The 13,318-nt window shown below is 58.6% G+C and carries 18 protein-coding genes; all 18 read right to left on the reverse strand.

All coding sequences use genetic code 11. The features are described from left to right. Positions 1-11: 11 nt before the first annotated feature. The 18 genes from AB3X94_RS21145 to AB3X94_RS21230 all read right to left on the reverse strand — a co-directional run bounded on the left by AB3X94_RS21145 (position 12) and on the right by AB3X94_RS21230 (position 13,280). A complete protein-coding gene (locus tag AB3X94_RS21145; protein WP_176110905.1) occupies positions 12-803 on the reverse strand; it encodes an ABC transporter ATP-binding protein in 792 nt (263 codons plus the stop codon). Positions 804-828: 25 nt separating this feature from the next. Further along, entirely contained in the window at positions 829-1,575 is a 747-nt protein-coding gene (locus tag AB3X94_RS21150) for an ABC transporter permease (RefSeq protein ID WP_129959160.1), read from the reverse strand. 18 nt (positions 1,576-1,593) lie between these two features. After that, positions 1,594-2,316, reverse strand: coding sequence for an ABC transporter permease (locus tag AB3X94_RS21155; protein ID WP_368612706.1), 723 nt, complete (start codon positions 2,314-2,316; stop codon positions 1,594-1,596). An 85-nt stretch (positions 2,317-2,401) separates the two neighbouring features. Continuing rightward, the gene (locus AB3X94_RS21160; protein ID WP_368612707.1) at positions 2,402-3,202 is read right to left on the reverse strand and encodes a transporter substrate-binding domain-containing protein; all 801 of its coding nucleotides are present in this window, start codon (positions 3,200-3,202) and stop codon (positions 2,402-2,404) included. Positions 3,203-4,165: 963 nt separating this feature from the next. After that, on the reverse strand, positions 4,166-4,777 hold the full coding sequence (locus tag AB3X94_RS21165; protein ID WP_368612708.1) for an SgcJ/EcaC family oxidoreductase: 612 nt from the start codon (positions 4,775-4,777) through the stop codon (positions 4,166-4,168). Positions 4,778-4,805: 28 nt separating this feature from the next. Then, positions 4,806-5,330: an AAA family ATPase gene (locus AB3X94_RS21170; RefSeq protein ID WP_176110910.1), complete on the reverse strand. Its 525-nt coding sequence runs from the start codon at positions 5,328-5,330 to the stop codon at positions 4,806-4,808. Between the two features lie 195 nt (positions 5,331-5,525). Further along, on the reverse strand, positions 5,526-6,044 hold the full coding sequence (lspA, locus tag AB3X94_RS21175; protein WP_176110911.1) for a signal peptidase II: 519 nt from the start codon (positions 6,042-6,044) through the stop codon (positions 5,526-5,528). 106 nt (positions 6,045-6,150) lie between these two features. Continuing rightward, positions 6,151-6,423 carry a hypothetical protein gene (locus tag AB3X94_RS21180; protein WP_176110912.1) on the reverse strand — a complete coding sequence of 91 codons (273 nt, stop codon included), beginning with the start codon at positions 6,421-6,423 and terminating at the stop codon, positions 6,151-6,153. A 166-nt stretch (positions 6,424-6,589) separates the two neighbouring features. Next, complete coding sequence (locus AB3X94_RS21185; protein ID WP_368612612.1) at positions 6,590-7,453, reverse strand: hypothetical protein; 864 nt, start codon at positions 7,451-7,453, stop codon at positions 6,590-6,592. Between the two features lie 99 nt (positions 7,454-7,552). Beyond that, positions 7,553-7,963, reverse strand: a complete 411-nt coding sequence (locus tag AB3X94_RS21190; protein WP_368612613.1) for a GIY-YIG nuclease family protein — start codon at positions 7,961-7,963, stop codon at positions 7,553-7,555. Then, positions 7,960-8,283 (reverse strand): hypothetical protein, encoded by a 324-nt coding sequence (locus tag AB3X94_RS21195; protein WP_176110686.1) that lies wholly within the window; start codon positions 8,281-8,283, stop codon positions 7,960-7,962. Before AB3X94_RS21195 ends, AB3X94_RS21190 begins: the two co-directional genes overlap by 4 nt. A 520-nt stretch (positions 8,284-8,803) precedes the next feature. After that, complete coding sequence (locus tag AB3X94_RS21200) at positions 8,804-9,037, reverse strand: hypothetical protein (RefSeq protein WP_176110915.1); 234 nt, start codon at positions 9,035-9,037, stop codon at positions 8,804-8,806. Between the two features lie 77 nt (positions 9,038-9,114). Further along, positions 9,115-9,276 carry a DUF1488 domain-containing protein gene (locus AB3X94_RS21205; RefSeq protein WP_368612709.1) on the reverse strand — a complete coding sequence of 54 codons (162 nt, stop codon included), beginning with the start codon at positions 9,274-9,276 and terminating at the stop codon, positions 9,115-9,117. Between the two features lie 81 nt (positions 9,277-9,357). Further along, positions 9,358-9,678 carry a type II toxin-antitoxin system PemK/MazF family toxin gene (locus tag AB3X94_RS21210; RefSeq protein ID WP_176111940.1) on the reverse strand — a complete coding sequence of 107 codons (321 nt, stop codon included), beginning with the start codon at positions 9,676-9,678 and terminating at the stop codon, positions 9,358-9,360. Continuing rightward, positions 9,672-9,920 carry an AbrB/MazE/SpoVT family DNA-binding domain-containing protein gene (locus AB3X94_RS21215; protein WP_176110917.1) on the reverse strand — a complete coding sequence of 83 codons (249 nt, stop codon included), beginning with the start codon at positions 9,918-9,920 and terminating at the stop codon, positions 9,672-9,674. The genes AB3X94_RS21210 and AB3X94_RS21215 overlap by 7 nt, the downstream gene beginning before the upstream one ends. Before the next feature lie 387 nt (positions 9,921-10,307). Continuing rightward, positions 10,308-10,811, reverse strand: a complete 504-nt coding sequence (locus AB3X94_RS21220; RefSeq protein WP_368612614.1) for a YbaK/EbsC family protein — start codon at positions 10,809-10,811, stop codon at positions 10,308-10,310. A gap of 80 nt (positions 10,812-10,891) precedes the next feature. Then, a complete protein-coding gene (locus tag AB3X94_RS21225) occupies positions 10,892-12,304 on the reverse strand; it encodes an aspartate ammonia-lyase (protein WP_176110919.1) in 1,413 nt (470 codons plus the stop codon). Beyond that, complete coding sequence (locus tag AB3X94_RS21230) at positions 12,297-13,280, reverse strand: LysR family transcriptional regulator (protein WP_368612615.1); 984 nt, start codon at positions 13,278-13,280, stop codon at positions 12,297-12,299. Before AB3X94_RS21230 ends, AB3X94_RS21225 begins: the two co-directional genes overlap by 8 nt. Positions 13,281-13,318 lie beyond the last annotated feature (38 nt).

Here is a 13,318-nt window from a genome sequence, read left to right on the forward strand (position 1 = left end):
CTGCCGGTGGATTATTGGGTGTTGCGGTCTTCATGGCTCGACACGAATTGGCGGAAACGCTGCGATTTCAGATCGCCGAAGACCTCCTCGGGCGTGCCGTCCGAGTCCACCTGGCCCTGATGCAGAAACATCACGCGATTGGACACGTGCCTGGCGAATCCCATTTCGTGTGTCACCACGAGCATCGTGCGACCTTCGTCGGCCAGCGCGCGCATCACGCGCAGCACTTCGCCGACCAGTTCCGGGTCGAGCGCCGAGGTCGGCTCGTCGAACAGCATTACCTTCGGACGCATGGCGAGCGCCCGTGCGATTGCCACGCGCTGCTGCTGGCCGCCCGAGAGGTGCGCCGGGTAGTGGCCGCGCTTGTCCGCGAGCCCCACCTTGGCGAGCAGCGCCTCGGCCTCCTCGACGGCCTCCGCGCGGCTGCGCTTTTGCACCCGCATCGGACCTTCGATCAGGTTCTCGATCACGGTCATGTGAGACCACAGGTTAAAGTTCTGGAACACCATACCGAGCTGCGAACGCACGCGGTCCACCTGGCGGCGGTCGTCCGGTTGCAGCTTGCCGTCGCGGCGGCGCTTCATTTTGAGCTCCTCGCCGCCGAGCGCAACCGAGCCATCGTCCGGAATCTCGAGCAGGTTCAGGCAGCGCAGGAAGGTGCTCTTGCCCGAGCCGCTCGCGCCCAGAATGGAAATCACGTCGCCTTCGTGGGCGTCGAGCGAAATGCCCTTGAGGACATGATGGTCACCGAAGGACTTGTGGATGTTTCTCACGGAAAGGGCGACCGGTGCAGCTGCATTCATAAGTTTCTCCGGATGGGGCGGCCGCTCACGAGGCTGCGCGATGGGTTTCGAGTTTCGCTGCGGGGCGGCGGACGACCGACGGCGCGGGGCGCAGATGGTGCGAGAGGCGGCGTTCGAGGAGTCCGAGGATCCGCACGACGAGGAAATTGAGGAACAGGTAGATCAGCGCGGCGCAGGTGAAGACCTCGGTCGTGCGATAGGTCTGCTGGATGATCTGCTGCGCGACGCCGGTCACTTCCCACACGGTGACGAGGCTCGCCAGCGCCGTCGACTTCACGAGCAATACGGCCTCGGTCGAATAGGCGGGCAGGCACTGGCGCAGCGCGATCGGCCCGATCACCCGGCGCAGCAGCGCGAAGCCCGACAGACCGATCGCATAGCCCGCCTCGATCTGCCCCACCGGCACGGCCATCAGCCCGCCGCGGATGATTTCGGCGGTGTAGCCCGCCGTGCACAGTGCCAGTGACAGCACGGCGCAGATGTACGGCTCGCGCAGCACGGGCCACAGGAAACTCTCGCGGATCACACCGAACTGGCCGAGCCCGTAGTACACGAGAAACATCTGGATCAGCAGCGGCGAGCCGCGAAACACCAGAATGTAGGCACGCGCGAAACGGTTGGGCAACCAGTGCGGCGACACGCGCATCGTCACGATCACGAGCGAGAGCAGGCCGCCCAGCACCAGCGACGCGAAGAACAGGCCCAGCGTGATCGGGACAGCCGCGATCAACTGGCGCATCGTGTCGAGAAGGAAGTCGAAATCGATATGCATGATGGGGGCGCCGTGGTGTCAGTTACGTGCGAAATTGCGCTTGAAGGACCGTGCGACGATCGCTTCCGCGCGGCCGAAAACGCGGTTCGACATGCCCGTCATCACGAGATAGAGAGCCCCGCCCACCACGAAGAAGAGGAAATACTGGTGTGTGGAACCGGCGGCCACCTGGCTTGCGCGCAGCAGTTCGGCCAGTCCGGTGACGGAAATCAGCGCGGAATCCTTGAGGCTCAGTTGCCAGACGTTTCCGATGCCAGGGAGTGCGAATCGCAGTACCTGGGGAATCAGGATGCGGCGCGCCATGGTGAGCGTAGGCATGCCGATCGCCCGCGCCGCTTCCAGTTCGCCGCGCGAGACGGCCAATACCGCAGCGCGATACACCTCCGCCTGGTAAGCGCCGGAAATCATGCCTACCGCGAACGCACCGATTGCAAAAGGCGGCACGCCGATGAAGCCGTCCGCGCCGAACCACTGGCCGATCGACGAAACCAGCGTCGAGCCGCCGAAGTAGAACAGATAGATGACGAGCAACTCAGGCACGCCGCGAAAGACGGTGGTGTAGCAGTCACCGATCACGCGCGCCGTGCGATAGCGCGAGAGCTTCGCGGCGGCGATGAGCGCGCCGAATATGGCACCGATCGCGAGCGCAGCGAGCGTCAGGGCAACAGTCATGAGCGCACCGAGCAACAGCACGCCGGCCCAGCCATCAGGACCAAATCCAAGCATTTCGAACAGAGACATTTTCCTACCCCAGGCAAGCTTGCGAACGGGGCCGCGCGCCCTCAACCAGGTGCTGCGCGGCGCGCGGCCAGACCGTAGGCGCCGCTCAGGGCGTCACGTCGGTCTTGAACCACTTCTGCGAGAGCTTTTTCACCGTGCCGTCGGCGAGCGCGGCAGCAATCGCCGTGTCGAACTTCGCCTTGAGGTCGGCGTCCTGCTTGCGGAAAGCGAGCCCTTCGCCCGGCCCCCAGATCGGGCCGCCGATCTTCGGGCCGACCGTCACCGTGGAGGACGCTTCCCTCTTGTCGGCATTGGCGGCGTAGTAGGTCACGTCGTCAAACGAGGCGTCGATGCGGCCGTTGGCCAGATCGAGATCGCGCTCCGGCGAAGTCTTGTACACGCGGATCGACGCGACATCCTTGAAGTTCTCGTTGATGAAGCGTGTATAGACCGTGCCGGACTGGATGCCGATCGTCTTGCCCTTGAACGCGGTGCGCAGCGCGTCCACAGCGGGGGCTTGGGACCGCGCGTCACTATCAAGCTTCAGCGGGGGGGCGCTGGCGGCCGTCTTCGGCACGATCTTCGTGTCGGTCACAGCGAAGGTCGCGGGCGTCGCCGCATAGGGCTTTGAGAATGCAATGATCTTCTCGCGCTCGGGCGTGATCGAGATCGCGTCCATCAGCACATCGAACTTGCCGGCCTGAAGGCCCGGAATCATGCCGTCCCAGTCCTGCGCCACGAGATTGCACTGCAGCTGCGCGCGAGCGCACAGGTTCGCGACCAGCTCAGGCTCGAAACCGCCCAGCTTGCCGCCCGGCAGCGTCAGGTTCCAGGGCGCGTAGCCCCCTTCGAGCGCGATCGTCACCGTCTTCCATTCTTTTGCCTGCGCGACACCGCCGCAGAGCATGGCGGCACCGACTGCAGCACCGATCAATCCCTTCGCCAACCCGCTGTACTTCGCGTGCATCTCGACTCTCCTGTGATTGCGAAACCTCTGGAATGAGCGCGCGACTCTGTTCGCATCGCATCTTGTCTAGACAGGATGCTGAAAAAAAAATCTGGATGCAAGCTGAATTCCAAAAAACCAGGTCTTATCTGGGGTATGCCCCGAGTCGGCGATCAGGCACACCGATCGTGCTGAGAGATGGATCTGCGGAGCCATTGATGACCTCAGTGCGCCATGGCACGGGTCTTGTCGCGCATCGGTGAACCCTGAATTTGGAGCTTCCGGAACATCTTTGCTTCCGGGACCACTCCGCTTCCTGGAAAGTGGGACGCGCCAGGTTTGGTAATGAACAAAGGAATGGTTCGCAGTCACGTTGCCTAGACAACATCGTTTGTTCAATGGTCGCCACTTCGACCGCGAGGACACCGCCCTCTGCGTTCGCGTACGTGCACCGGTGGCTTCACACTGACACGTGGACAGTCAGTTCTTTCCAAGGACCTAAACCGGGGTAAGGCCAACCACATCGAAAAAAATAGTGTCCGCCGCCGGGGCAGCTAACGGAGCAGTGCGCACATCCTGACCGGCGTCTCAAAGACGGTAGTTTTTTTAGGTTTGCCCAACGCCTGCCCGCGAGCGCTGACGCGTGCTTGCGAGCCCGCGGACATGGGCAGGCGTCGAACAAACCGTAAGACAAGCGCGCGTCGCGCATCGGGCGGGTTTCGAAGTGGACCGGCCGTTCGAATGACCTCTGCACGGTTCAGGCGAGCGGCAGAAAGTGGCCGGGTTCTGCCTGATGGGGGCCGCTGGCACTTGGCCGCCACCGGGCCGGCGGCGAATGCACCAAACCGACCCTGAGCCGTCGGCGACGAGCGACAGCTTTTCCAGAGTGCCGTCGTCAGCTTCTGCGTTTGACGGGTCGTGAGGCTATCGACGATCGGCGCATCTCTGTGCCCAGCGCGTGATCTTGACGCTGAGCGGTTGTACGCGGGTATTCCGGAACGATCGGATTAACCAGTCTCCGCCAGATTTTACGAGGACATAGGTTTGATAGGATCTCTTTCGCTCACTTCCTGCAGTATGGACCAGCGCAATGTTGCTCGAGAGTAGGACGATGCTTTCGATTTCGACCGACAGTCCGGTGTCTTTAAGGACGCCTCGGAAGAGCGCGCTGTGTACCGCAGAATTCTCGGCCCGACTGCGAAGATGCATCCCGTTGAATGTGATGTAGTCAGACTGTTCCGCAAAACTCTGTGCATATGCCGCCCCATCGCCACGCGCCCACGCATCGTGCAAACGAGCTAGCAACGAGCGAATTGCTGTCTCGTCCTCAATCGCGACGACTACGGCTACAAAATTGTTTTCGTCTGCCAATGTTTGCCCCTGGAAAGAAGGCGTTAGCCAAGGGTGTAGCGTGGAAAGGTCCGCGTAAGCGAAATCCACGCTCGTTGGAACAGAATACCCAACCCATCGAACGTCCGCTATCTGACGGGCATTTGTTGAGGCCAAGCGTCCGCAGTTGGCCGAGCGCCGCCTCATGCAATCAGCATGCTCGGCGTCTCGCACGCTAAACCGTTCTATTATCCGGAGGTGCCGCAAACAGGCGCTGCATGATTGCTTCAACGGCTTGTTCGACCGAAACCTTTGCGGTGTCGACGACGAGATTTACCGATTCCCATGGTTCGTATTGACGTTCGAGCACGCTCTTCCATGTCGGCAGCTGAAAGCCCGGGATATCAGCCTTTCGCCCCTCGACCCTCTGACGATGCATCGCGGCGTCCGAACAAACCAACTCGATTTCGAAAATTTGCACACCTGCGTCGAACGCCACATTTGTCCAGGCGCTACGCGTAATGTGCAACGAATTGACCGAGTCCGCGACGACGGTCAACCCAAGCCGTAAGTTATCGCCCGCAACTGCATATGCGGCCAGGTAGCCGGCAGCTCCGATATCCGCCTGCCCGTCCCCGGACGCGAAGAATGCCTGTTCCAACGTGTCGATACGCAGATAAACTGCGGCGAGCCTACGTGCGAGTGTTTGCGCTACCGTTGTCTTTCCGGTTCCCGGTAGTCCCCCGAAGGCGATCAACATCCCCAATGCTCCCTGTATAGCGGTTTCTGTCTAATTGTCGCGGATTCCGGAGGAGACCTTGAGTGACCGGTCATGGCCGGACCGGGTCGATGCCGAATGGGCAAGCGGTGACACGAGAGCGGCAAGTATCAGGTGGAAATCACCTAGATAGACTGCTACGTCATCCAGAGCAGTTGTCGGCCGTACTCCTCGGCTTTAGATTCTCAGGCTGTTGCGGTCCGCGGGCAAAGTGGGCTTGCGTTTCACGCTGCTGAGAAGGAGTAGCGCTACGCCGAGCATGATTCCGACGTCCGCGAAATTGAATATGCCCGTTCTCAGGCGTCCGATACCCATGTTGAAGAAATCGAAAACCCGGCCATCATACACACAGCGATCGATGAGATTGCTAAGTCCACCGCCCAGAATGCAAGCTATCGCAATGACGTCAACTCGGCCAAGCTTGGGCGACCGCAACAACCAACCAACCAGACCGACCAGAATCGCCAAAACACCATATACGAGAATTGCATTGCGCGTCGCGTCGGACATTTCCGCCCCAAGGCTAAGGAACGCGCCATGGTTGTAGGTGGGAAGAACCAGGAGACTTCCGGCAAACAGCGACACTACCTCGCCGGACGACAATATTTGCTTAAACAATGCTTTCGTCAACTGGTCGATAACGATCCAAGCGAGCGCGCAAAACAGCGCAGTGGTAAATCTCTGTTTCGTTGTCATTCGAGGACCGACCCGTAGACTGGCTGGATTACATTGTAGCCATTCCGGAATTCTGGGTAAGAAAACGCAGCGATCGTCATCGATCTATAGACATGTCTCCAATGTCCTATTGTGGCCGAAGCCAGCCGGACATGTCCGGCTCCGCCTCGACGCGGCTGCTGCCTGTCGCATCTTTGAACAGTTCGGCGAATGGCTGTGTCTTCTGCGGCGCCTTGACTTTGCGCGCTGCTCCGTAGGCTGGGTTGTGCCGGATCATCCCGACCGGCGCACGTGCAATACGCCAACGTCGCTTGTCCAGCGCTTCCAACTTCCGTTGCGCCGCGCTCCACGCATCTTGCTTGCCGAGTACATGGCGAAGCCAAGCATAGGCCGGAGTCATCCAGAATCCTCGACAGTCTTGATCCGCTCCGCCTGAGGCCGCAGACGCATGTGTGCGCGGCGTACAGTCCGACTCCAGGTTACTCGCTTCATTCGCTACTCCCCGGCAGTTGATTCCCTGCTTTCCTAGTCAGTCTGCCTCTTCCCGTCGGGAAGCGATGTGGCTGTCACAGTTGCCGCGCTGTAGGACGCGCCGGCACCGGTGCGGACGCCGGCCCTGGCAAGCTGGGACGTGGAAGCTTGCTTGCCGCTGCGGCTGCCGCCTGCAGAGACGTCCCGGCTAACACGATCTCTTTCTCATTTGGGGGCAGTCTGTCAATCGAACGGATCGAGGCTTTCATAACCCAGCATGCGTCGGTGACAGAGGCGCCACTCGGGTTGACGGTAACTTGAGCGAGGCGATCGGCATCGGCTTTGTCTTTGACCTCCGTCATCATGAGCTTACCCAGAGCGATAGTGGCGGCCGTGTGTTCGGCAGCTGTAGGCACATGCTGCGGCGAAGTTTGCGCACTCGCGTGCAGCATCCCGGCGATTAGTCCGAGGTACTCGTCAGTGTCTTCATCAGTAAGGTTAGCGAACGTCATCAGGCGACTCGATATGGCAGCCGCCGAGCGTTGTCCGTAGCAATCGTCCGGTAGGTGGGCAGCGGCAACGCGAGCATATAACGACCAGAACTCTGATCTCTTCGCTGGCGAAATGCGCGTCATCCCGTCAGCAATCAGCGCTCGCCCTGCGGGGCTTTCGACCGGCGGGATGCCTGTCGGGAATCGGGCCCTGAGATCGGGCGCGTCGCGAACCGCACGCTGCCATTTGAGCAGGATCTCCGCTTTCTTCGTGCCAGGCTGCACGCCGGCCTGTTTGAGCCGCTGTTCCTCGATGGCCCGCTCAACCAAAGCTTCGGCGTTTGGCGCCGTCGTACCCGTCATTGCAGTCGTCTTGTCACCGGCGGTGGCCGGCGTCGTCGCATTATTCAGAGCGCACGCACTCAGGCAAAGGGCGCACAAGGCTGCGATAGCGATGCTTCGATTCATACAACTCCCCGCTTCAACTTAGATTTTTTTGATCGGACAAGTGACGCCTTTCGAGCCACGGCTTGAGCAAGTCCGCAAGCAACGTTTCCTTGGCAACTTCTACGACAGGTCGCGCCCGATCACATTAAGGGTTGGGTCGAGCCGACGGATCAGGAACGCTTCGATAGCGGGCGCCTCAAAGCGACTTTCATCAGGAAGTCCTATGGTGCGCACCGCGTGCGCCGCGAGCAGTTTCTGATTTTTGACACGACCGGCTGTCCGGTCCGTGTTCCAGCCAAAATGGGAGCCGAGGCGAGCCCCAAGGCCGTCCGCCTTGCCAATGTATAGCAGGTTGTCATCGCGGTCGAAGATGAAATAAACGCCAGCAGACGCGGCGTTAGGAAAGCTGCTCGATACATAATCGTCGACTATGCTGAACGGAGGCCCCAGCTTCGGCCTGGGGAACTCTCGGTTAAATTCGGAGATGGCGGACTCAACATCGCCAAGCGAAATGGTCTTATTGGTTCTCATGGTCTTCCAGTGCCGCGTGTGGCGGCGAATTTTTCTATCCACCCAATGCGTGCTTTAAAGCGAAACCTGCGAGCGCTTTGATCGCGTCGAAGGTCTGGGATGTCTGCGAGCACGTCAACGCCTTCCTCTATGTCCGATAGCTGCTGCCGTAGTAGATCCCAATCACGTTTCATAATTTTCCTAACCGTGATTCCGTTTGCCCGCTCTTTTGCTTCTAACTCGTGAGCACAGAGGGTGATCTTGCGCATCGGGTCCGCATCGGCGCGACGATACTGAAGGAAGCCGATGCCGTAGCCGATAGCCAACCCAAGAATCAACATGCGCATGCTCGACAAAGTGTCTCCAACGAGTGGTTGATCGCGTGACTGAAATCAGTGTTTTCCTATCTAAAGCGGTAGACCCATGTGGCGCTCAAGTTAGCCCATCCTGCTTCCCACACGTACACGTGTGCAATCTCGCGAATATGGCTTGCATGCTCGACAGATTTCATGACAGCGGAAGTGTCATGCGACTCCAACAGCTCGAAGGCACACCCGCCGAGTAGATTCAAGACGACCACCACAGCATAAATCAACATGACTAAGGCAACCATCCAACTCCGCGTCGCACTGACAATCCCTCTCGCCACAAGGATGACGGATGGCTCAATGTACATCCACCAGCTCCCGTTATCGGAGAGATAGAGCATGAGCGAAATGATCACGGTCTGGAATAGCGCCAATCCGACCCATCGCGGAGCGCGATCTTTAAGAATCTCATCGACGCTGGACTCGTTCGTTGCTCAGCTAGCTCCCTCTAGCGCCAACAGGATTTGGGCGCATTCCGTTGTTTTCCCATGCTTCAGTTGTGATCAGCGATGGCGCAATACAGATGCCACCACCACGCCGTCCGTGTCTGAATCGTCTTCATGCATTTCCATGCATCTTGGTCGCCTGCTCGTATAGCCTTGAACGTCTGATCCATATTTGGGCACATACCAAGCCAAAGCGCATATCGCTCGTTCTCGACGCGGACCAGTGCCTTCCCTAGGGTGAAGACTGCTGCGAGCAGAAGCAAGATGAACAGATCGCGCATGGAAGCCTCTCGTTCTCCCGTTGTCAAAAATCATCGGAGACTAGCAGGCAACGACCGGCTGGAAGCCGTGGCGGCAGCTACACTCTCGCGACAGCCTCGATCTGAGCGCGGTGCGCCTCGAACGCTGCCACCAAGTCGGCTCCTCGCACCGAGGGCGAGTCAAAATGATCCTCAAGGGCCTCTGCCGAGATTTCACATTCGACTTCTGCCCTGCCCACCATCGCGACGAAAAGCGACAGTCGTTTTCGGCGTGTACTTCGCGGGCTTGTTTGAAAAGTGGACCACCATCACTGCTCTCCCTTTCCGTTTTTCGATTTTCCCTACTCTGCAAAGACTTCCTGCAAGGTTCGCAGGGTGTCCAACAACGTCTTATCGGCCACTGCGCCCTCTTTCTTGACTAGGCGCACCTTGTCTACTGCGCGAATCTGGTCCAGAAGGATCAAACCTTGTTTGCGCTTGAACGTCACGGGAATCCGAAACGGCGCTGGCCGCCCCTTGGAAGTCATCGGCGCGACGATGACTGTGCGCAAGTGATCGTGCATTTCGGGAGGCGACACCACGACACAGGGGCGCGCCTTTTGAATATCGCTACCAAGCGTCGGATCGAGCGCAACCAACCAGACTTCCCCGCGCATCACCAGGCAAGCTCCGCGTCATCGGCATTTGAAAACTCGCCCATGACCAGCACGTCGCCGCCACTCCCGGCCAGAGCCTTGCTTGCTTCCGCCCAACCCTCACGGGGTTTGTGCTTCGGACGGCGCAGAACAATGGCGTCGTTCTCGACTTCCATCTCCACTTCGCTCTCCAGCCCGAGTTGCGCAAGGAACGGCTTGGGAATTAGCACGCCCTGCGAGTTCCCCATTCTGCGAATCGTCGTCTTCATGAAACCTCCAAAGTAAGAACAATGTTAAACCATGGCGCGGCAGAAGTAAAGACAATGTTATTACGTGTGGCGTCGCCTGTCTCGCCCGCCGCACCGGGTCGGATGACTCTCATAACACCTCGCAAAACATCTGTCGCAGCCTTTTATCGGACACGGCCAGATAGGGCAAAACGTGGTCGAATTCCGCATGACCGAGAGGTTGCTGCACCGTCTCAATGTCGTACCCTGCTCAACAAGGTTGCTGGCAAACGAGCGGTGTCCAGAATGGAATGATCCACCGCGTATCCCCGCATCCCTGTAGAGCGAGCTGTCACTCGAAAGGCCGCTCCTCTCCGATACCTGTCGGACAGCGTATGAGCACTGGTCTTGTCGCACGGATACGGCGTTCTAAGCGACGGCGCGATCAGGGAGCGGTCTCCAGTCGGCGCGATGATCGATGGTTCGGAGGAACGCGTCAAATGCTTGTTTAGAAAGCGAAACGCTTGCGTTGTTCTCTAACGGATGAAAGAGAAACAACGGTTCTGCGTGCAGATCGTAATCCACAATGAGCCGAACACGCTCCCCTTCATCGTTGACCAGCGCAAGCGGACTCAGGGAGCCGGGCAGGACGCCCAGCAGTTCCATGAGTTTGTCTGGCGACGCGAAGGAGAGACGCTTGCTGCCAAGCAGGTCCGCCAAAACAACCAAATCGAGAGACTTGGAGGCCGTCGTAACGATCAGGTAGTAACGTCCCTTTTTGTCTTGAAGCAGAAGATTCTTGCACCGCGCACCCTCAAGCACAAGGTTGAGTTTGCCTGACTCAGCCATATTGAGCACCGAATCATGCTGCTCGCAAGAGAACGGTATTTGTCTATCGTCGAGGAGCTTCAGTAGTTCGACTTTTCCCAACATTGATGTCTTTTAGTCTTTAAAGTCGCAGGGTGATGGCCGGCTCGCGAAACTGTCTGCACGGCCGACCCCATTCATTTCGGTTATGCGTCGAATACAGGATAAGATGCCTTGCGGATCGCAGCGATGGTCGCATCGGGCGACAGCAACCCCGATTCGTCCAGGATGGTTACCAGCGAGCGGCCCTCCGCCACCGACTGGCGAGCGAGCTTACTTACACGGGCGTAGCCGACCTTGGGAACCAACGCCGTCGCAACTGCCATCGATTCCAAAAGATGCTTCTCGTTACGTTCAACGTCGGCCTGGATGCCCTTGACGCATTTCTGTGCGAAACGTTGAATGCCGTTTGTGAGCAGCACGATGCTGTCAAACATACGAGACGCAACTACGGGCTCGAAATGGTTGATTTCCAATTCACCGTACTGCACTGCCTGAGCAACTGTGACGTCGTTTCCAACGACCGCGAAGCTCAGTTGGAGCATTGCCATCGGTAGGACTGGGTTGACCTTCCCGGGCATGATTGAAGAACCGGCCTGTGCCTCTGGCAGCTTCAGTTCGCCCAAGCCACCCACCGGTCCCGAAGACAGCACCGTCAGGTCGGAAGCAACCTTTGCGAGCGATACGGCGGTCGTGCGGAGTTCTGCCGAAACTCGCGAGAACACGTCCATGTTCTGCATTGCATCGAAGGAGTTCGTTGGTGCCTGATAGTCCACCCCTGTGATTTTGCCAAGATGCGAATACACTGCAGCGCGGTAGCCAGCCGGAGCGCCGAAACCAGTCCCGATCGCCGTGCCACCCAGCGGAAGCGTGCGAAGCTTGTCGCGAACTACATTGAGCTCTTCGGCCAGACGCTTCGTCAAAGAAGCATAGCCTCCAAACAGCTGGCCGAGACGCATCGGTTGCGCGTCCTGTAGGCAGGTGCGGCCCAGATGCAGCACATCGGCAAACTCGGTGGCCTTGCCGTCGAACAGAACCGCAAGTTGCGACAACTCTTCGATCAAAGGTCCGAGCATCGCATATGTCGCGATCTTCAAAGCTGCCGGGTAAGCGTCGTTTGTCGACTGCGAAGCATTGACGTGATCGTTCGGATGAACCACTTCGTAACTGCCCGGTGCGCGTCCGAGGAACTGCTGCGCACGGTTGGCGATGACCTCGTTGAAGTTCATATTCGTCGAAGTCCCGCCCGAACCTTCCATCAAATCTACGAGAAGCGACGCGTCGCACCTCCCGGCGATGACTTCCTGACAGGCCTGTGCGATCGCTTCGCACTGTTCCTTGGTCACGACGTTGTTGTCGAAGTTCGCCAGTGCGGCGGCCCACTTCACCTGTGCGAACGCGTCCCGGAATTGTGCGTAGTGGGCCACATTGAGCGGGGACACCGTAAGATTTTCGACGCCTCGAACGGTGTTCACACCGTAGAGCTTGTCAGCCGGAATGGTGACTTTGCCGACGTAGTCCTGCTCGGTGCGCTGCTCGCCTTGAGTAAGCTTATTCATGAGTGTTCCTTTCGCCAACGGTTATAAGAGATTCGATGTTTGAGCCAACGGCTTTCAGCCTCGGCATGAACGATGTTTTGATGACCATATGCGCGGTCTCGCAAGCGTCATCGAAGAATGCGTTGTATTCGCCTCGTCGCGCCACTAGATAAAGCGAGCGCTCCAAGCCCATTTTGTCAACTACGTGAGTAGCGACGTTGCCCGCATGTGTCACAGCTTGGAGATGGCACATGGGAGATGTTATTGCCCAGCCGATGCCTTCGGCGACCATGGACGTGAGGGCGTCCGCATTGTCCAGCTCCAGCCTGTTGGGGGCGCGAACTTCAATTCGCCGAAGATACCGTTCGATCTGCATGCCAACCTGAGAGGTTCGGTTGAACCGGACGATAGGCAAGCTCTTGGAAAGCGACCGCAGATCGTCCAGAGTTCGCACAGGCTTTGTCATCTCCTTTGGGGTTATAACGAAGTACCGTTCTGAGAACAGCCTGTAGCGAACAACGTCATTCGCATCCATCAACGGGTCGCTGGTTATGATGAGGTCCAGGTCTCGGCGCAACAGAGCTTCGCCCTGCTGCGGACTTAGACCGGTGCGTATCGAGAGCTGCGAAACCCTGCTGAGCAGGTTTTTGGTGAAGAGTGAGCCGCAAGTTGATGCGAAGGAGTCGACCAATCCGATACGCAAATCAGGTTTGATTCCTTGACCTGCCTCGACGACCTGCGCCTTCAGGTTGGCAATTTCCTCACTCAAGACTGCTCCGCGATTCCGAAGTGCGATTCCAAACGGCGTTAATGCGAGTGGTCGTGTCGTACGGTTGACCAGCACGACGCCTAACTCTTCCTCAAGCTGCCGGACTATCTGCGACACACCTGATTGTGAGATGCCCATCCTCGCTGCCGCTGCCGACATGCTTCCTTCTTCGGCAACGGCCACAAAGATTTGCACTGCATGCATGTCGAGTGGTTTGTTCGATGACATTGCTCGGTTCCTGATAGTTGCCTGGCCTCACTGTCGCG

The sequence above is a fragment of the Paraburkholderia sp. BR10923 genome (assembly GCF_040948765.1).
In the GTDB taxonomy this organism is placed as follows: Bacteria; Pseudomonadota; Gammaproteobacteria; order Burkholderiales; family Burkholderiaceae; genus Paraburkholderia; species Paraburkholderia youngii.